At 41.9% G+C, this 18,404-nt stretch carries 18 protein-coding genes; 4 read left to right on the top strand and 14 right to left on the bottom strand.

Translation table 11 applies throughout. The features are described from left to right. Positions 1–3: 3 nt before the first annotated feature. Both FJ709_RS17550 and FJ709_RS17545 read left to right on the top strand, forming a co-directional pair. Positions 4–2,013: a fumarate reductase flavoprotein subunit gene (locus FJ709_RS17550; protein WP_226411575.1), complete on the top strand. Its 2,010-nt coding sequence runs from the start codon at positions 4–6 to the stop codon at positions 2,011–2,013. A 1-nt stretch (position 2,014) separates the two neighbouring features. Next, positions 2,015–2,758 (top strand): fumarate reductase iron-sulfur subunit, encoded by a 744-nt coding sequence (locus FJ709_RS17545; protein WP_226411574.1) that lies wholly within the window; start codon positions 2,015–2,017, stop codon positions 2,756–2,758. A 95-nt stretch (positions 2,759–2,853) separates the two neighbouring features. Here FJ709_RS17545 and rho read toward each other — a convergent pair whose 3' ends face one another. After that, positions 2,854–4,119 (bottom strand): transcription termination factor Rho, encoded by a 1,266-nt coding sequence (rho, locus tag FJ709_RS17540; protein WP_226411573.1) that lies wholly within the window; start codon positions 4,117–4,119, stop codon positions 2,854–2,856. Positions 4,120–4,332: 213 nt separating this feature from the next. Further along, positions 4,333–4,659, bottom strand: a complete 327-nt coding sequence (trxA, locus tag FJ709_RS17535) for a thioredoxin TrxA (protein WP_226411572.1) — start codon at positions 4,657–4,659, stop codon at positions 4,333–4,335. 341 nt (positions 4,660–5,000) lie between these two features. Between trxA and rhlB the strand changes: the two genes are divergently transcribed. After that, on the top strand, positions 5,001–6,305 hold the full coding sequence (rhlB, locus tag FJ709_RS17530; protein ID WP_226411570.1) for an ATP-dependent RNA helicase RhlB: 1,305 nt from the start codon (positions 5,001–5,003) through the stop codon (positions 6,303–6,305). Further along, positions 6,306–7,238 (top strand): Ppx/GppA phosphatase family protein, encoded by a 933-nt coding sequence (locus FJ709_RS17525; RefSeq protein ID WP_226411568.1) that lies wholly within the window; start codon positions 6,306–6,308, stop codon positions 7,236–7,238. Positions 7,239–7,343: 105 nt separating this feature from the next. Here the strand turns inward: FJ709_RS17525 and FJ709_RS17520 are convergent, their stop codons facing one another. The 12 genes from FJ709_RS17520 to FJ709_RS17465 all read right to left on the bottom strand — a co-directional run bounded on the left by FJ709_RS17520 (position 7,344) and on the right by FJ709_RS17465 (position 18,397). After that, positions 7,344–7,895, bottom strand: coding sequence for a thioredoxin family protein (locus FJ709_RS17520; RefSeq protein ID WP_226411566.1), 552 nt, complete (start codon positions 7,893–7,895; stop codon positions 7,344–7,346). A 207-nt stretch (positions 7,896–8,102) separates the two neighbouring features. Further along, positions 8,103–9,113, bottom strand: a complete 1,011-nt coding sequence (gene hemB, locus FJ709_RS17515; RefSeq protein WP_226411564.1) for a porphobilinogen synthase — start codon at positions 9,111–9,113, stop codon at positions 8,103–8,105. A 13-nt stretch (positions 9,114–9,126) separates the two neighbouring features. After that, on the bottom strand, positions 9,127–11,067 hold the full coding sequence (locus FJ709_RS17510) for a sensor domain-containing diguanylate cyclase (RefSeq protein ID WP_226411562.1): 1,941 nt from the start codon (positions 11,065–11,067) through the stop codon (positions 9,127–9,129). After that, the gene (locus tag FJ709_RS17505) at positions 11,067–11,879 is read right to left on the bottom strand and encodes a TatD family hydrolase (RefSeq protein WP_226411560.1); all 813 of its coding nucleotides are present in this window, start codon (positions 11,877–11,879) and stop codon (positions 11,067–11,069) included. Before FJ709_RS17505 ends, FJ709_RS17510 begins: the two co-directional genes overlap by 1 nt. Positions 11,880–11,886: 7 nt before the next feature. Further along, positions 11,887–12,438, bottom strand: coding sequence for a hypothetical protein (locus tag FJ709_RS17500; protein ID WP_226411558.1), 552 nt, complete (start codon positions 12,436–12,438; stop codon positions 11,887–11,889). Between the two features lie 46 nt (positions 12,439–12,484). Next, positions 12,485–13,240, bottom strand: a complete 756-nt coding sequence (gene tatC / locus FJ709_RS17495; protein ID WP_226411556.1) for a twin-arginine translocase subunit TatC — start codon at positions 13,238–13,240, stop codon at positions 12,485–12,487. Between the two features lie 3 nt (positions 13,241–13,243). Continuing rightward, positions 13,244–13,687: a Sec-independent protein translocase protein TatB gene (gene tatB, locus FJ709_RS17490; protein WP_226411554.1), complete on the bottom strand. Its 444-nt coding sequence runs from the start codon at positions 13,685–13,687 to the stop codon at positions 13,244–13,246. A gap of 6 nt (positions 13,688–13,693) precedes the next feature. Beyond that, on the bottom strand, positions 13,694–13,924 hold the full coding sequence (tatA, locus tag FJ709_RS17485) for a Sec-independent protein translocase subunit TatA (RefSeq protein ID WP_226411552.1): 231 nt from the start codon (positions 13,922–13,924) through the stop codon (positions 13,694–13,696). 109 nt (positions 13,925–14,033) lie between these two features. Next, entirely contained in the window at positions 14,034–15,683 is a 1,650-nt protein-coding gene (gene ubiB / locus FJ709_RS17480; protein ID WP_226411550.1) for a ubiquinone biosynthesis regulatory protein kinase UbiB, read from the bottom strand. Next, the gene (locus tag FJ709_RS17475) at positions 15,680–16,300 is read right to left on the bottom strand and encodes a ubiquinone biosynthesis accessory factor UbiJ (protein ID WP_226411548.1); all 621 of its coding nucleotides are present in this window, start codon (positions 16,298–16,300) and stop codon (positions 15,680–15,682) included. The genes ubiB and FJ709_RS17475 overlap by 4 nt, the downstream gene beginning before the upstream one ends. Then, positions 16,300–17,055 carry a bifunctional demethylmenaquinone methyltransferase/2-methoxy-6-polyprenyl-1,4-benzoquinol methylase UbiE gene (ubiE, locus tag FJ709_RS17470; RefSeq protein WP_226411546.1) on the bottom strand — a complete coding sequence of 252 codons (756 nt, stop codon included), beginning with the start codon at positions 17,053–17,055 and terminating at the stop codon, positions 16,300–16,302. The genes FJ709_RS17475 and ubiE overlap by 1 nt, the downstream gene beginning before the upstream one ends. Positions 17,056–17,356: 301 nt before the next feature. Beyond that, positions 17,357–18,397: a formimidoylglutamase gene (locus FJ709_RS17465; protein WP_226411544.1), complete on the bottom strand. Its 1,041-nt coding sequence runs from the start codon at positions 18,395–18,397 to the stop codon at positions 17,357–17,359. Positions 18,398–18,404 lie beyond the last annotated feature (7 nt).

Genomic DNA, 18,404 nt, shown 5'->3' with positions numbered 1-18,404 from the left:
AACATGCAAATAATTTATACCGATACATTAGTGGTTGGTGCAGGTTTAGCCGGTTTAAGGGTTGCTATTGCGTCTAAAGAGCGCGGTCTTGATACATTAGTGCTGTCACTCATTCAAGCTAAACGCTCTCATTCAGCAGCAGCCCAGGGAGGGATGCAAGCTAGTTTGGGTAACACAATAAAAGGCATGGGCGATGATGAAGATGTGCATTTTGAAGACACAGTAAAAGGCTCTGACTGGGGCTGCGATCAAGCCGTTGCCCGTATGTTTGCCCATTGTGCACCTAAAGCAGTACGTGAGTTAGCCAATTGGGGCGTACCCTGGACACGCATCACTAAAGGTGAACGCCAGGTGATAGTTAATGCACAGAAGGTCACTATTAATGAAGCCGAAGAGGCGCATGGGTTAATTAATGCCCGTGACTTTGGCGGCACCAAGAAATGGCGTACTTGCTATACCGCAGACGGGACTGGGCATTCATTGCTGTATGCGGTCGATAATAAAGCGATTTCGTTAGGTATTCCTGTACACGAACGCATGGAAGCGCTAAAGATTATTCATGATGGCAAGCGCTGCCAAGGCGTGATTGCTCGCTGTTTAATTACTGGCGAGGTTAGGGCGTATATTGCCAAATCAACCACGATAGCTACTGGGGGTTATGGTCGTATATATGAAGTGTCTACCAACGCCATTATTTGTGATGGGATAGGCCAAGCATTGGCATTAGAAACTGGCGTGGCGACATTAGGTAATATGGAAGCGGTACAGTTTCATCCTACTGCCATTGTGCCCGTAGGTATTTTAACCACAGAAGGCTGTCGCGGTGATGGCGGGTTATTGCGCGATAAAGACGGCTATCGTTTTATGCCAGATTACGAGCCTGAAAAGAAAGAATTAGCATCACGTGATGTAGTGTCACGGCGCATGACTGAGCATATGCGTAAAGGCAAAGGTGTCGATAGCCCATATGGCCCACATTTATGGTTGGATATTACCTTGTTAGGCCGCAAACACATTGAAACCAACTTGCGCGAAGTGAAAGAAATTTGTGAAAACTTTCTCGGTATAGACCCCACTAAAGATTGGATCCCAGTTAGGCCAACTCAGCATTATTCTATGGGCGGCATACGCACAACGCCTACAGGTGAAAGCCCGCAGTTATCAGGTTTATTTAGTGTGGGAGAGGCGGCGTGTTGGGATATGCATGGCTTTAATCGTTTAGGCGGGAATTCTCTAGCAGAAACCGTGGTTGGCGGGATGATTATTGGTAAATATGTTGCTGACTTTGGCGAGAAAAACAATCTGGTTATTGATACTGACCTCATTAATCGTTTCGGTGGTGAGTTAATTGATGAGATTAATGGTTTAGTGGATGGTGAAGGCACCGAAAATACCTTTGAACTTAAGCTGGCGATGCAAAAAATTATGATGGATTACGTTGGTATTTTCAGAAATGGCGATGAGTTACAACAAGCCGTAGATGAGTTAAGTCAGTTGCTTAAACGTTCACGCAATATCGGACTAAGGTGTAAAAAACGCCATGCCAACCCTGAACTAGTAGAAGCATTACGCCTAAGGCGAATGCTAAAAGTGGCGCTAACTGTCGCTTGCGGTGCGAATGCGCGCACCGAAAGTCGTGGTGCTCACTCCCGTGAAGACTTTCCACAACGTAACGATAAAGACTGGCTAAACCGGACATTATCAACCTGGCCAGATGCCGATGCTTTAGCGCCAGTGCTGAGTTATGAAGCGCTTGATGTGATGCAAATGGAACTGCCACCGGGCTATCGTGGCTATGGTGTAAACAATGCGATTGCGCATCCCGATACCGAGAAGCGTCAGCAGCAAATAGACGCCATTCTTGCCAACTTAGGTATTGATGCTGACCGATATGCCAAGCAGGCAGCAATCATGCCATTCACCTTACCTGACGAGCTAATGCCGCTAAATCAGCGCTTATCAGACACATTAAATTGTGCTGTGGTCAGTGCAACAATGGTGGGAGATAAATAACATGAGTCAAGCTAGAACAATTCGTTTTTCAATTTTTAGATTTGATCCACAAGACCCTAACGACAAACCGAAAATGGTTAACTATGAAGTGACTGAAGCGCCCGGCATGACGGTGTTTATTGCGCTGAATATGCTTCGTGAGCAACAGGATCCTTCACTGCAATTTGACTTTGTCTGCCGCGCAGGCATTTGCGGCAGCTGCGCCATGGTGATTAACGGCAAGCCCACATTGGCTTGCCGCACTTTAACGGCTAATTACCCTAAAGGTGACATTATATTGATGCCATTACCTGGGTTTGAATTAATCGGCGATTTGTCAGTTAACACCGGTAAGTTTATGCGCGAATTGGCCGAGCGTTTACAGTTGTGGTTACAGCCAAATAATTTTGAGAGTGATATTCATCGTATCGAAACACCCATGGACCCAGACGAAGCAGCCAAGTTATACGAACTCGACCGTTGTGTAGAGTGTGGTGTATGTGTGTCAGCCTGCGCCACCAAACAAATGCGTGAAACCTTTGTTGGCGCGGTGGGTATGATGAAAATTGCCCGCTTTGAATTAGATAGCCGCGATACCCGTACTGCGGATGATTTCTATCATGTTATCGGTAATCAAGATGGGGTATTTGGCTGTGTGACTTTATTAGGCTGCCAAGATGCCTGCCCGAAAGATTTGCCTCATATGCAACAGATTGCTTACTTACGCCGTAAGATGGCGATAGCAAGCCCGAATAGGATTTTGTAGTTGATGTATTGATTAGCGATAAACTGAGTGATACAAAAATGCCGCTAACCTTTATTAGGTGGAGCGGCATTTTTATCAGATATAGAATGTATGTCTTAAGACTTAGCGCGTTTCATCGCGGTGAAGAATTCTTCATTTGTCTTAGTCATTGCAAGCTTATCGATTAAGAATTCCATTGCTGATACTTCATCCATTGGGTGAAGTATTTTACGTAAGATCCACATCTTCTGAAGTTCTTCAACTGTAGTCAGTTTCTCTTCGCGACGAGTACCGCTGCGGTTGAAATCAATCGCCGGGAACACACGTTTTTCAGCTGCTTTACGAGAAAGGTGTAACTCTTGGTTACCGGTACCTTTAAATTCTTCGTAAATCACTTCATCCATTTTCGAACCAGTATCAACAAGTGCGGTAGCAATAATGGTTAAGCTGCCGCCGTGTTCGATGTTACGTGCTGCACCGAAGAAACGCTTTGGACGGTGTAGTGCGTTAGCATCAACACCACCGGTAAGCACTTTACCTGATGATGGAATAACTGTGTTGTATGCACGGGCTAAACGAGTGATAGAATCTAGTAAAATCACTACGTCTTTTTTGTGTTCAACTAAACGCTTGGCTTTTTCAAGTACCATTTCGGCAACTTGCACGTGACGGCTTGCTGGCTCATCAAAGGTAGAAGCAATAACTTCGCCTTTGACCATACGCTGCATTTCGGTCACTTCTTCTGGGCGTTCGTCAATCAGTAATACCATTAACACCACATCAGGGTTGTTATAAGTAATACTTTGGGCGATGTTTTGAAGTAATAATGTTTTACCCGCTTTTGGCGGCGCAACAATCAAACCACGTTGACCTTTACCGATAGGAGAACATAGATCAAGAATGCGTGAGGTAATATCTTCTGTTGAACCATTACCGCGTTCCATACGAAGACGTTCTTCAGCATGAAGTGGGGTTAAGTTTTCAAACAAAATTTTGTTACGTGAGCTTTCTGGCTTATCGAAGTTAACTTCAGATACTTTTAGCAGGGCAAAATATCTTTCACCTTCTTTAGGCGGACGTATCTTACCAAAAATGGAGTCACCAGTACGCATATTGAAGCGGCGAATTTGGCTAGGTGAAACATAGATATCGTCAGGGCCGGCTAAGTATGAACCATCTGAACTTCTTAAAAATCCAAAACCGTCTTGGAGGATTTCTAATACACCGCCACCGAAGATATCTTCTCCGCTTTTGGCATGTGATTTTAAAATCGAGAAGATAATATCTTGCTTACGGGCGCGAGCCATATTTTCTAGTTTCATGCTTTCAGCAAGTGAAACAAGATCTGAAATCGGCGTGTCTTTTAATTCTGTTAAATTCATGTATGGGAGTCTTGTGTTACGCGACAAAGCTTACCGCAATCAATCAGTAGGGGTATTGAACAGAGTTTATGACTGAAAAGCGAGAAAAGGTTAAATTGAAAAAATCTGAGGTAAATTTATCACCATATTAGGCTGACGTCCAGAATTTTAGGTACAAAAATGGCACAAATTGTATAAAACTTGTGCCATTTCGCAATTAGACTCTAAATGAGATTAGATTTGAGCGTCAATAAACTCTTTTAATTGCGTTTTAGACAGCGCACCAACTTTGGTTGCAGCTAACTCGCCACCTTTAAACATAAGCAAGGTTGGAATGCCACGAACGCCAAACTTAGCAGGGGTAATGCTGTTTTGGTCAACGTTCATTTTGGCAACAGTAACTCTACCTGCATACTCTTCTGCTACGTCATCTAAGATTGGCGCGATCATTTTACAAGGTCCACACCACTCAGCCCAGAAATCGACTAACACAGGAGTGTCAGACTTTAATACGTCGTTTTCGAAGCTGTCGTCGCTTAGGTATACTATTTTGTCGCTCATGTTGTTCTCCAGATTTGGTTCCATTGCTAGTTTATTAATGGCTTACCATGTATATTGGGTTAGTTGAAAAGCTTTTCAAGTGACCGTGTAAATATCCGCAATTTTTATATTTGCCATTATACGCAGAGCATCATCCGCTGTTAAATAGTTAAGGTGATTTTTTTTAAGCTTCTCAGTGCCCAGTCTTTTTTATAACCATTTGATAATTAATTATTTATCAATAAAGAAGCCTGTGCAGTGAGGTGCTTTGAACTCTGCATATATAATATGAACGGATAAACAATGTAGCTATTTCAAACTATCGTATCTTTTTTTGCAACCCCAACTAGTATGCTGGTGCCATGAGCCAAACACATTTATCTACCAAAAAGTTCGCTGACTTTCCGCTGCAAGATGCAGTTTTATCAGCCTTAAACGAGAACGGCTTTGAATTTTGTACCCCAATCCAAGCCTTATCATTACCTATTTTACTAAACACTAAAGATATCGCCGGCCAAGCCCAAACGGGCACAGGCAAAACCATGGCGTTCTTAGTAGCAACTTTTAATCACTTACTCACATCTGCTGCCCCAGAAGGGCGCAAAAATACTGAACCGCGTGCCATTATCATGGCTCCAACTCGCGAATTAGCGATTCAAATTGCTAAAGATGCCAATTTACTGGCTAAACATACTGGCTTAAAAGTTGGGATTGTTTATGGCGGTGAAAGCTATGAAACACAGCGTGAGGTATTAGATAAAGGCGTTGATATTTTAATTGGTACCACAGGTCGAATTATTGATTATGTTCGCCAAGGTGTCATTAGCCTGAATCACATTCAAGCTGTGGTATTAGATGAAGCCGATCGTATGTTCGATTTAGGCTTTATTAAAGATATTCGTTTCTTATTTCGTCGTATGCCAGACGCTAAAGCGCGTTTGAACATGTTATTTTCTGCCACACTTTCAATGAAAGTGCAGGAATTAGCCTATGATCATATGAATGACCCTGAGAAAGTGGAAATCGAACCACTTGAAAAAACCTCTAAAAACATCAAAGAAGAAATTTTTTATCCTTCAATGGAAGATAAAATGCGCTTATTGCTTACTTTGATTGAGGAAGACTGGCCAGAAAAAGCTATTGTGTTCTCTAACACTAAACACAGCTGTGAAAAACTATGGTCATACCTTGAAGGTGATGGACATCGTGTTGGGTTACTGACAGGCGATGTACCACAAAAGAAACGTATTCGTATTCTTGAACAGTTTACCTGCGGTGATTTAGATATTTTAGTCGCCACAGATGTAGCAGCCCGTGGTTTACATATCTCTGATGTATCGCATGTTTATAACTATGACTTACCTGATGATTGTGAAGATTATGTTCACCGTATAGGTCGTACTGGTCGAGCGGGTGCTAAAGGTATTTCAATTAGTTTTGCCTGTGAAGAATATGCATTAAATTTACCAGGTATTGAAACCTATATTACCCACGCTATTCCTGTATCTGATTATGACCGTGATGCATTACTGGATGATATTCCTCCGCCAGTGCGTATTCATCGTAAACACCCTACTACCCGTACCCGTGATGGTGCAAGTAAAGGTGCTCATCGAAGTGGTAGTAGTAACACACCATCGCGTCATCGGACACGCAGACCGACGTAAATGGCTCAATTATCATCCTTACCTGCATACGCGGCCATCACATTAGGCTCTAATAGCTTTAATATGTTGGTTGCAGTGACTGTGGCTGGTAAGCCACAGATTATAGCCAAGTATAAGCGCAAAGTGCGTTTGGCAGAGGGTATTGGTGACGATGGCTATTTGTCGCATGAGGTGATGCAACGGGGGTTAGATTGTTTAGCCCTGTTTGCCGAGATGATAAAAAAACATCGCGTTAATCAGCATGATGTTGCAGTAATCGCTACCGCCACATTGCGTGTTATTGCTAATGCAGATGAGTTTAAGCAGCAGGCTTTACCTATATTAGGACATCCGATAGAGGTTATTTCAGGTTTACGTGAAGCTGAATTAATTTATCAAGGTATGGTGGCAACCACTACAGGCATAGAAAAACGTCTCGTGATTGATATTGGCGGTGCCAGTACCGAGTTTATTGTCGGTAAGGGCCGTAAAGTGTTATTTAAAACCAGCGTACCCATGGGCGGAGTGGTTTTTAATCAACAGTTTTTCAATGCTACGCCTTTTCAAATGCTTGATTTTTCCCAAGCACAAGATGCCGTTAAAAATATCTTATTAGAACACATGCAGGCTCTGACCAATTTAGGCTGGGACAAAGCTGTGGGTGCATCAGGAGTTGTACAATCTGTTGTGTCAGTATTGCAACATAGGCAAGTGTCTGAAGTGATTACCTTAACTGTGCTGCAATCATTACGTGATGATATTTTAGCTCAGTCAGATTTGCATCTATCCAATATTGATGGATTAACGGCAGAACAAGCACCCACTTTTGCATCTGGTGTGGCCATCTTGTTGGCATTGTTTGAGTTACTGTCGATTAAACAATTACATCTAGCGGGCGGCGCATTACGTGAAGGCGTATTGCAAGTATTGTCGGATAAGCAACGTACACGCTAAATATATGAGTTGTTACGAGGCCGTCAGTGCTAATCTCAATTGATAGAACAATAAAAATAGGTCACATAATGTGACCTATTTTTTTGTCATTTCAGCGAGAACTCATTATTTTAAAAGGTTTACCAAATCAGCTTCAAGTGACACTTCAGGGCGTTCTACAATACGGCCGATTTCATGACCTTTTTGCTCAATAATAAAGGTCGGAATACGCGTGAAATCATATTTAGCTGCTAGCCCTTCAGGGTCAAGCTTGCTGCGGTCAACTCCTATGTAGGTCACTTTAAGGTTTGGGTTGGCAGCCGCTTCAATTAAACGCATAAAGCGTGGCGTTTCTCGATGGCAATCAGGGCACCAGGTACCAATAATAACGACTATGTCAGTTACTTCTGATACTTGCTTTAATGCTGCAATTTGCGCCTCATTAACCACGTAGTCTTGGTACTCTGCAGCATAGCCGGGTAAATCTTTTGCAAGTGTTTCAGTTGTAACAATACCGGTAATGATCACTTCTTCTTTCTCCTCACTGCAAGTTGCGTTAAACCCTTGCGACTCTTTTTCAAATCCACAACCACTGTTGGCGAAAACGGGAGCCACTAATGCTTGGCTGCTGAAAATAAGTGCGCTGGTGGCGAATAATGTCTTAATGCTATTGTGCATGATAAAGCCTCTGTGCAGAAGGAAATAGTGCGAGAGGTATTCAAACATGAGTTAATTTAGCTGTTAAGTAATAACCATGCTGGATGTTAACTTAGTCACTAAAAGGATGGGTTAAATGCTCAAAATGAGACGTAAAGCATATTCGCATAGCAGTGAATATATAATAAAAAGCCCAGAATATCTGGGCTTAACAAAGCTGATAAAAATCTATTTGTCGTTTTTTAACCACTGAGCCGCGCGTTTTGCAAAGTAAGTTAATATCCCATCAGCACCAGCACGTTTAAAGCAAAGTAATGACTCCATTACGATGGCTTTTTCCGCTAGCCAGCCATTTTGAATCGCAGCCATATGCATGGCATATTCACCACTGACTTGGTAGGCGAAAGTGGGTACCGCTAACTCTGTTTTAACACGATAGACGATATCAAGGTAGGGCATGCCAGGCTTCACCATCACCATGTCAGCACCTTCTTGAATATCTAAAGCAACTTCGTGCAATGCTTCATCACTATTTGCCGGATCCATTTGGTAGCTATGCTTATTGCCACCCTTTAGATTACCAGCAGAGCCAACCGCGTCACGGAAAGGACCATAATAATTAGAAGAATATTTTGCAGAGTAAGCCATTATTTGGGTATTAACATGACCAGCCGCTTCTAACGCTTTACGGATCTCACCAATACGACCGTCCATCATGTCAGACGGCGCGACAATATCAGCACCTGCTGCAGCGTGAGATAACGCTTGCTTGACTAAAATTTCAGTTGTGATGTCATTTAAAATATAACCTGTGTCATCAATGATGCCGTCTTGACCATGGGTGGTGAACGGATCTAATGCAATGTCTGTCATCACACCCAGTTGCGGGAAAGCTTTTTTTAACTCGCGAACGGCGCGCTGCATAAGTCCATCATCATTGTAAGCTTCCTCTGCCATTAATGACTTTTTATCAGCAGGCGTTACCGGAAATAGAGCAATTAACGGAATGCCTAGCTCAACTAACTCAGCGGCTTCTTTTAATAATAAATCGATAGAGAAGCGTTCAACACCTGGCATTGAAGCCACTTTTTCGCTGCGCTGCGTTCCCTCTAGAATAAACATCGGATAAATTAAATCATTTACGGTCAGCTGGTTCTCAGCCATTAAGCGACGACTAAATTCATGTTTACGCATGCGGCGCATTCTGCGCTGAGGAAAAGCACTAGTAATAATATTCACATTCTACTCCAGGTTAAGATACTTCTGATTCTTCTGATGCTACTGAGTAAAGACGGACTCGATTTCTTCCACCACGCTTGGCTTGATACAATGCTTTGTCTGCTTGGTCTAATAAAACGGTTGGGTGATCATCACTATCAATAATCGCCACAGAAATACCGATACTAATGGTCAGCGGAATATCATGGCTATCCCATTTTATCGCTAACACTTCAATGGCATTGCGTATTGTCTCAGCCACTAACATTGCACCATCCCCATCAGTATTAGGCAATATAATAGCAAACTCTTCACCACCAAAACGTGATACGAGATCGGTTGGGCGCTTTACATGTTCAGATAAGGTATGAGCAATAATTTGTAAGGTATGATCGCCAGCTAAATGACCATAGCGATCATTAATACTCTTAAACTTGTCAATATCAAGCATTAACAGCGCCATTGGCGTTTGTTGGCGGCGGCTGATACGCCCTTCTGCAATCAGTCTGCGATCAAATACGCTACGATTTTTGACACCCGTTAGACTATCGATAGTGTTCTGCTCGGTAAGTTTTTGATTAACTTCATTCAGTTCACGTAAAGTCACTTCTAACTCTAAGGTGCGCTCCTGGACCATTTGCTCTAACAGTTCATTGGCTTCTGTTTCAGCTTTAAAAAACTCTTCGCGGTTTTGCCTTAAGCGCTCAGCCTGTTCTAATGCTTGCTGTTGGATATCTAATTTAGATTTACGCTCATCGTTATAGCGAATGGTTAATACCGCAGCCATAGTGATAACTTCAATACTTATCCCTATCATTAGGGGCGTTTGCACCGCCATGCCTATGTCAAACAGACCTAAATACATCAAGCAAGAGATAATACAACTGCCCAGTAGTATAACGCGCCCTAATCCATATAAACGCGCATTACGCTGTCCTGCCCAGGCCTGGGCAATGGTAATAAAGCTTAAAATAATGCATACCAAAGCGACGAAAAATAATAAAACATATATCGCGATACTGTAGTCAATAACGGGCAGTATTATTGCCAACAAAAACGCAATAGCGGCTAATAAACGGCAAACTTTTAGCATCTGTAAGTTGTGATATTTGAGCAGTAGCACCTTTTCAGTGAACATTAAGTTAAATCCCAGAATAATGGGAATAAGAAAAGGAACTATGATGTTTTGCACTTGGGGCCATTCTGACCATAAATATCGGAACGAAACACCATGAATGGTGGCAACTAATAACGCTAAACTTAATACATAGCCACTGTAATAACTAAAGCTAAATGAGCCAGAAGTTAATGCGATAAAAAGACTAAAAGTACCAATAGCAACCAATAAACCGATTTGTAAGCCATAACTGAGATTTTTGGTTTCAATTTCTTGGGTTAAATCATTTGGTGACCATAAAATTAACGGTAAATTGGTACTGCCTAAGGTGTCGATTTTGAGTAAAAACTGGTGAGTTTCACCTGGTTGTAAATCAAAGGGGAATAGAAAAGTATTACTTTGTAATGGTCGGTTATTAAACGTTAATGCATCCCCCATATAGGCTGTGCTGACTAATTCTCCATTCACTTTGTGATAAAGAGTTATATTGTCAATTAACGGGTTATCAAGGGCAATAATACGAGTTTGATAGTCAATTGGCGAAAAAATACTGAAGCTAATCCACAGATCTTTAACACCAACCAGCTCAGTATCTTCTCGGGTTATTTTGCGCCAAGAGGCTGGTGCTTGTTGTTCTAGTTCTGCTAAGTTACTGATGTTTTTCTGTGTTTGAATAAACATCCAGTCATGTAAATTAATTTTGGTGATAGAACTTTGTGTGAGACGAACAGGTGGTTGATGACTATGATTCTCATTGTTAGCAAAACTTTGCTTAGTGAGTAGTAATGAGCACAACACCAAAAAAAGCAAACCAAATAGTTTGCTAGGCATTAATGCTGAAATTGGCTGATTATTCATTACTTTGTACCGGTAATATTGGCAGGTAAGTTAAAAAAATTACTGCTATTTTGATAACAATGTTGCGCAACTACAGCATAATCTTGATTGCGTAGTTTAGCTATTGATTCGACAATATAAGGTAAGTATTGGGGTAAGTTTTTACTTGATTTAGGCTTAGGGCGCATACTTCTTGGCAGTAGATAAGGCGCATCAGTTTCTGCCATTAAACGGTTGTTGGGAATATACTTCACTAACTCAGCTAAATCTTGTCCGCGACGTTCATCACAAATCCAACCTGTAATACCAATATATAAATTAGCAGCTAAACATGCGTCGAGCTCTGATTTGTTGCCGGTAAAACAATGCAATACCGCCTTAGGTAAGTGGGCTCTATACTGATTAAATATGGCAATAAAGTCATCATGGGCATCGCGACAATGCATATAAACCGGCATGTTGAGTTCAGCGGCTATCTCAAGTTGAGCTGCAAATGCTTGTCGTTGTTTATCACGCGGAGAAAAATCACGGTTATAATCTAAACCGCACTCACCAATAGCAACCACAGTTTCATCTAGGGCTAATCGTTTTAACTCATTGGCACTCGTATTCGTCCAGGTACTGGCATGGTGAGGGTGCACACCTGCTGTACAAAATACGTGTAGGGGATGTTGCTGACATAGGGTAATGGCTTGGCCACTTTCGTCAAGGTCAGAACCAATAACGATTAAAGGCGAAACATGATGTTTCGCCGCTTGTTCTATTATGTCACTGCTGTTTTCTATTAAGCTTGAACTCAATAAATTAACTGCAATATCGATATGCTGGATCATTAATAGATTACTTGATTCGCTTTACTCGAGTGGTTGAGTTGCGATCATCACTACCTAATAGAAATGAGCTTAACGCGCCTTTTTTGATGTATATTTTTTGGCCTTTATTCACTTTGTAACGATCACTTTGACTTTGTTTCCATATTTGGCCATTGGCTAACGTAATAATAAGTGCACCATAAGGATCTTTGTCCACATCAGCGACTTTAAAATAGAGTTTTTCAATTTCATCTTCAGCGACTTTCTTTTGCAATCCAAAAGACTCGTCTGGAACCTGGGTTGTAGCAACAGGTACGGATACGGCAATCGAGGCAGCAGCTTGACTTGGTTTTACAATTGGAGCATTAGTGGTAGTTACAGACTTGGTGACAGCAGTAGCTACTGTCGCGTCATTTTGATTCGTTAATTGTACTGTTGCAGCGACATCATCGTAACAAATGAGACGTTCAAGTTTATCGGCTTTAATTGCACAAATTGATAATTGTTGTTCTAATTCGGTATTTGCTTGTGCAGAGTTAGAGGCCACAATAATGGCTGCTGCAATCCAAGTTAAGCGCATGATTTATTCCTTGTTATTATTAACTAATCACTGGTTGGATTAAGGATTAGCCATCAGAGTGCTCATTTGTTGGCACATCTTCTTCGTCGTCTTTTGGAGTATACATCTTAGCAGCTAATAAACCGCCTTCAAATAACAGTAGCATAGGAATTGCTAACATAGTTTGCGAGATGATATCAGGAGGGGTAAGGATCATGCCAATAACAAATGCCCCTACAACGATATAAGGACGTTTCTCTCTTAATTCATCAGGTGTTGTTACACCTGCCCAGCACAGTAATACCACTGCTACCGGGATTTCAAATGCTAAACCGAAAGCAAAAAATAGCTTTAAAATAAAACTTAAATAACTACTGATATCGGTAGCAACTTGCACGCCTTCAGGCACAACACTCGTAAAAAATCCAAATACGACAGGGAAAACAACATAATAAGCAAAAGCGATGCCTAGATAAAACAATAATGTACTGCTAGCAAGTAGCGGCATAACCAAACGCTTTTCATGTTTATATAATCCCGGAGCCACAAAAGACCAAATTTGATACAACACATAGGGTATTGCGACAAAGAATGACAACACTAAGGTTAATTTGAAAGGTGCAAAAAACGGCGCCGCAACATCGGTTGCAATCATACTGCCAGTTTCTGGTAATGATTTCATTAATGGCAAGGCAACATAATGGTAAATGTCATTAGCCCAATAAACGCTAATAATAAAAACCAGTAGCACACTGCCAATGGCTTTAAGTAATTTTGTGCGTAATTCTAACAAATGGCTAATAAGCGGTAGCTGTTGCGACATGAATTATCCGTTTGATTTAGGGCTAGAGTGGCTAGTGTCTGATGTCGATTTAACAGTTTCATCACCTAGTTTGTCTTCGCTAGGCTGACTGACTGCTGAGTCATTAGCTATCGGTGTTGATGCTGGTGATTTTGTCGGATTAATATCTTCGACCTGATAAGGACGATTTACCGATTGGGCAGCCTGTTTTAATTCATCAATTGATTGCTGTAGCTCAGGTGACAAATTGGTTAAACCTTTGCTTTCTGCTTTTTTTAAATCGGCATGCAACTGCTCGATTTTAAGCTCTTGCTCAAGTTCATCTTTAACTGAATTGGCCATGCGTTTAATCGCACGGATCCAGCCAGTGATTGAACGTACTGCAACTGGTAAACGTTCGGGGCCGAGAACAACCAGCCCCAAAATACCAATCAGCAGCAGCTCCATAAAGCCGATACCGTCAAACATAATAAATTACGCCTGTTCTTTGCTCTTAGACTCAGGCTTTTTTTCATCAGCCTGTTGAGAGGTTTGTGCTGTGGCGTCTTCTAATGACTTTTTCTCATCTTCAGATGACATGGCGTTTTTAAAGCCTTTTACGGCACCGCCTAAATCACCACCTAATGAACGAAGTTTCTTCGTTCCAAATAATAACACTACGATAAGTGCGACGATTAAAAGCTGCCAAATACTGATGCCGCCCATGGAATTTCCTCTTTAAAATATAAAATGGTGTCTTGTTTCACAAAACTTAAAAAACCATTATAAGGTCAAATTATGTAAGTATTATGAACTTCTAATAAATTAGTGCTAGCTAAAATTTACGGTTCTTTGGCCTAGATCGCCATCCTGCTATCCATAAAGCACTGCCAATACCTATACAAGTATAAGCTGACCATAGTGTAGCGCTTTGGGTGAATAATATTGTGCCACAGATCAACAAAACGGCAGAGGTGATAAGCAGGTAATTACTTTTATGAGATTTCTGCTGATAACGTAAGTACTTATCAAGCATTTGCTGTTGTGTGCCTAATAACTTTCGACCTACTTTTAGGTTGTCATATATCAGCTCAGGCAACTCAGGCAGCATCTCTGCCCAATAAGGTGCGTTAGTTTTCACTTTGTTAAACATGGCTTTAGGGCCGACTTGTTCTGCCATCCAGTTTTCTAAAAATGGCTTAGCTGTTTGCCATAAGTCCAATTGAGGATAAAGCTGACGGCCTAAACCTTCGATGTACAGCAAGGTTTTTTCAAGCAGCACTAACTGAGGTTGTACCACAATATCAAAGTGACGTGCGGTACGGAACAGCGCTAATAACACATGACCAAATGAGATCTCATCCAGTGGTTTATTAAACATAGGCTCGCAGACTACTTTTACCGCTTGCTCAAACGCTAATACGTCAGTGTTTTCAGACACCCAACCAGATTCAATGTAAAGCTGGGCAATGCGATGATAATCACGATTAAAAAAGGCTAAAAAGTTTTCCGCAAGATAGCGCTTATCTACTTCGGTTAATGTGCCTATAATGCCGCAGTCTAAGCCTATATAATAGGGGTTTTCAGGGTGTTCAGTACTGATGAAAATATTGCCGGGATGCATGTCCGCATGGAAAAAGTTATCCCTAAACACCTGAGTAAAAAACAACTCTACGCCACGCTCAGCCAGCAACTTAAAATTAGTCCCCTGGGCACGTAAAGCCTCGGTATCAGAAACTGGAATGCCGTAAACACGTTCCATTACCATGAGTCTTTGATAGCAATGTTCTTCATATACATAAGGGACATAAAGCGAGTCTGAGTCTAAAAAATTGTTTCTGAGTTTGGTGGCATTCAACGCTTCAAGTTTGAGGTTTAATTCGCCCAGAATTGTGGTGCGATAATCTTCTATCACTTCAGCAGGGCGCAGACGATTTCCTTCCCCTAAAATGCGATCTAATGTATTTGCCGCTAGAATCATTAGCTGAATATCGGCATTGATATTAGCTTCAACATTGGGACGTAATACTTTCAGTACGACTTCTTTACCATTTGATTTTAAGGTGGCGGTGTGGACTTGAGAAATCGATGCGCTGGCTAGTGGCGTGTCTTCAAAATTATCAAACAGGTTTTCAATCGGTTCACCTAAGGCCGCTTCAATCGAAATACGCGCTAAAGCAGAGTCAAATGGCGGGACGCGATCTTGCAGCATTGCCAACTGATAAGCCCACTCATCGTCTAATAAGTCTCGACGTGTGGATAGCATTTGACCTAGTTTTATATAAACAGGCCCCAGCTCTTGCATCGCCAGCTTTAAGCGCTCAGCGGGTTGTTTATTTTTATGACGGTTACCTAGCCAGAAGAAACAAGCGCGTAGTAATTTGAAGTACCATGGCTTTTTATGTTTAGGTAATAAATCATCAAGGCCGAAGTGAAGCACGGTTTTAATGACTTGATAACCGCGCCTGATACTAGCAATTGTCATGAGGTTATTTTGTCTCTTAGTTGGGCGATACGTGTATCGATATGTTCAGTTTGCGTGACAAGTTGTTCCAGATTATCACGAAAGTGCAGAAATTCGATTTTATGCGGTGCAAGGCGGTATTCTTCGGTGGTTAATTGCCCTAGATGAGCACGAGTTTTTACCAGCACGGACTTGATATCTTTGCCTATTTTCTGGGTGGTGGTGAGTAATTTATGCGCCGGTGCGTCACCAATGTATCGTGATAGTGGTTCGGCAAAGTCAAACTCGATATGCTGCATATAGTGACTGAAAGTTTGCAATAGCTGGATGTCACCTTCAATACTGAGCTTATCTTGTTTAATTAACTCGGTGAGGTTGGCACCTTCACGCAGTTGGTACAAGGTCGATGCATCCGCTTTTACGGTGACAGCTACCTCGCCTTCAAAATGGCTCATCACTTGAATTTGCTTGGCAAAAATAATGTAAATCGGCCAGGATAATTGTGATAATTGTATACAAAACACTTTACCATGTAAGGGTTTTAAACGGGCATAATCTTGTTGCGCTTGAGCAGGCAGCTTGGCAAAGCCTGACTCAATCGCTGCGCACGTTAACAAGGCTAAGTGGTTGACGCTCATTAAAACTTATACCCTCTATGCAATGCGACAACACCGTCAGTCATGTTGGTGTAATCCACTTGTTCTAAACCCGCATCAATCATCATTTGCTTTAAGGTTTCTTGGTCGGGATGCATACGAATTGATTCGGCTAAGTATTCATAGCTATCTGCGTCTTTAGTGATTAATGCGCCCATTTTAGGCAGTACTTTAAAGCTGTAAAGATCATAAACCTTACGCATAATTTCATGTTGTGGTTTTGAAAATTCTAACACCAGCAACTTGCCGCCTGGTTTTAAAACTCGTTGCATAGAGCGCAGCGCCGAATCTTTGTCGGTTACGTTACGTAAACCGAATGCGATGGTGATAATGTCAAAATAGTTATCAGGAAACGGTAAGGCTTCTGCATTAGCTTGTACGTATTTGACGTTATTAACAATACCCTTATCACGTAGCTTAGTGCGGCCAACCTTAAGCATAGAATCATTAATATCGGCTAAAACGACTTGACCCGTGTCACCAACAAGATGAGAAAATTTAGCGGTTAAATCGCCTGTGCCACCGGCTAAGTCTAATATTTTCATACCAGGGCGAGCAGCGGCCACTTCAATAGTGTGACGTTTCCAAAAACGGTGAACACCAAATGACATCACATCGTTCATGATGTCGTATTTTGCCGCAACAGAATGAAATACATCCGCAACAAGATCGGCTTTCTTTTCAGCCTCTACGGTTTTGTAGCCAAAGTGGGTGTTTTTTGATTCGCCCTCAGACATGGGTATATTCCTATAATGTGCGATAATTAAGTGCCAGTTTATGCCATTGTTGCAGCTTGCAACATCACCTAAGCGCCAGAGTGTGATAACAATCAAGTCGATAATAAATGATACGTGCTTTAGCCAAACTTGATCATAGGCGTTAGCTTGATTTGGCTAAGGTTAAATCGAGATATTAACTTCAGTAAAGTGATGCATAAATTTGCCCCGCATTAGAGCATAATTTAACGATAAAAATCTACTCTGCTGGTGTTTGTGCTGTTAATCCTAGCTTGTTTTTTTACAGCATCTTTCATCCATGTTAACCCAGTTTGCTCATTCGACCTTGAATGTAGCTATAAATAAGCTCGCTTATTCCTTGGCCTATATCACGGTGTCCCGCTGTAACTCCTGCTTCATGGCACTGCGGCGCCGCTTCTGCTAAATGTAGATAGGCGCAATCACATTGTTTGGCGACACGGTAAACGTAATGACAAGCGTCTAAAAGGGGCACCCCTGCAAACGTTGATGCGCTACTAGGCATTTTGGCTATAGCGTCAACATCAAGTTCAAGACCAACGGGTAGCCCCGTGTTATTTAACTCGCGGCAGATATCTTTAAGGGCTTGATCTAAGCTTATTTCGCGGCGTACCCATATTTGCTGAAAACTGTGCCAACTGGCTCCAAATAAGCTGAGCTGCTCTAAGGTTGCTTCGCTATTTTTAAGTTCGTGTAATCCTAGAATATGGTAATGGTCGAGTGAACCATTAGCCGCAGCATAACTAAATCCATTGCCACTGTGCCGACCTTCTCGCGGCCTAAAATCACTGTGTGGGTCAAGGTTGACAGCGGCCATTGGTTGATTAAAGGTTTGTTTAGCGGCAGTTAACAGGCCATAGGCATTATTATGTCCACCACCAATCACAATCGGCTCTAACCCTGCGGCAAACACTTGGGTTAATACTGCTATAACCTGATCATCAAGTTCCGCCGTTGCTTGGCGTAATGTGGCGGTATCAGCGTTAGCGTTAAGAACTTGATCTAGGGTAATTTGACCCACGATCATGCATTGTTTACCGCTAAAAAAGCGGTTTGACTGTAAGTTGGCAAGCTGGCTGATACTTGCCGTAAAGGCATCATGTGAGCCAGCGCGGCCTAAATTAGCCCGGGGACCAATATCTTCACTAATGCCAATAATGGCGAACTTAACCCCTTGGGTAGCAGCATGTGCAAGTGCTACTGAAATATCACCATCTTGATCTCCTTCAAGCGGCAATAGCTGAAATTGTTGCCCAAGTTTAGTTTCACCTGTGCGGCAATTCAGTAAGGATTGAAGATCGGTTGCATGGAATGACGTGAGCATAAATACA

The organism is Shewanella glacialimarina (assembly GCF_020511155.1).
Classification (GTDB): domain Bacteria; phylum Pseudomonadota; class Gammaproteobacteria; order Enterobacterales; family Shewanellaceae; genus Shewanella; species Shewanella glacialimarina.
Note: the sequence above shows the minus strand (reverse complement) of the source record. Positions and strands in the feature narration are given on the sequence as shown.

Coding starts and splice junctions, on each gene's coding strand:
- FJ709_RS17550 (WP_226411575.1), top strand. CDS start 4: ATGCAAATAATTTATACCGATACATTAGTGGTTGGTGCAGGTTTAGCC.
- FJ709_RS17545 (WP_226411574.1), top strand. CDS start 2,015: ATGAGTCAAGCTAGAACAATTCGTTTTTCAATTTTTAGATTTGATCCA.
- rho (WP_226411573.1), bottom strand. CDS start 4,119: ATGAATTTAACAGAATTAAAAGACACGCCGATTTCAGATCTTGTTTCA.
- trxA (WP_226411572.1), bottom strand. CDS start 4,659: ATGAGCGACAAAATAGTATACCTAAGCGACGACAGCTTCGAAAACGAC.
- rhlB (WP_226411570.1), top strand. CDS start 5,001: ATGAGCCAAACACATTTATCTACCAAAAAGTTCGCTGACTTTCCGCTG.
- FJ709_RS17525 (WP_226411568.1), top strand. CDS start 6,306: ATGGCTCAATTATCATCCTTACCTGCATACGCGGCCATCACATTAGGC.
- FJ709_RS17520 (WP_226411566.1), bottom strand. CDS start 7,895: ATGCACAATAGCATTAAGACATTATTCGCCACCAGCGCACTTATTTTC.
- FJ709_RS17510 (WP_226411562.1), bottom strand. CDS start 11,067: ATGAATAATCAGCCAATTTCAGCATTAATGCCTAGCAAACTATTTGGT.
- FJ709_RS17505 (WP_226411560.1), bottom strand. CDS start 11,879: ATGATCCAGCATATCGATATTGCAGTTAATTTATTGAGTTCAAGCTTA.
- FJ709_RS17500 (WP_226411558.1), bottom strand. CDS start 12,438: ATGCGCTTAACTTGGATTGCAGCAGCCATTATTGTGGCCTCTAACTCT.
- tatC (WP_226411556.1), bottom strand. CDS start 13,240: ATGTCGCAACAGCTACCGCTTATTAGCCATTTGTTAGAATTACGCACA.
- tatB (WP_226411554.1), bottom strand. CDS start 13,687: ATGTTTGACGGTATCGGCTTTATGGAGCTGCTGCTGATTGGTATTTTG.
- tatA (WP_226411552.1), bottom strand. CDS start 13,924: ATGGGCGGCATCAGTATTTGGCAGCTTTTAATCGTCGCACTTATCGTA.
- ubiB (WP_226411550.1), bottom strand. CDS start 15,683: ATGACAATTGCTAGTATCAGGCGCGGTTATCAAGTCATTAAAACCGTG.
- FJ709_RS17475 (WP_226411548.1), bottom strand. CDS start 16,300: ATGAGCGTCAACCACTTAGCCTTGTTAACGTGCGCAGCGATTGAGTCA.
- ubiE (WP_226411546.1), bottom strand. CDS start 17,055: ATGTCTGAGGGCGAATCAAAAAACACCCACTTTGGCTACAAAACCGTA.
- FJ709_RS17465 (WP_226411544.1), bottom strand. CDS start 18,397: ATGCTCACGTCATTCCATGCAACCGATCTTCAATCCTTACTGAATTGC.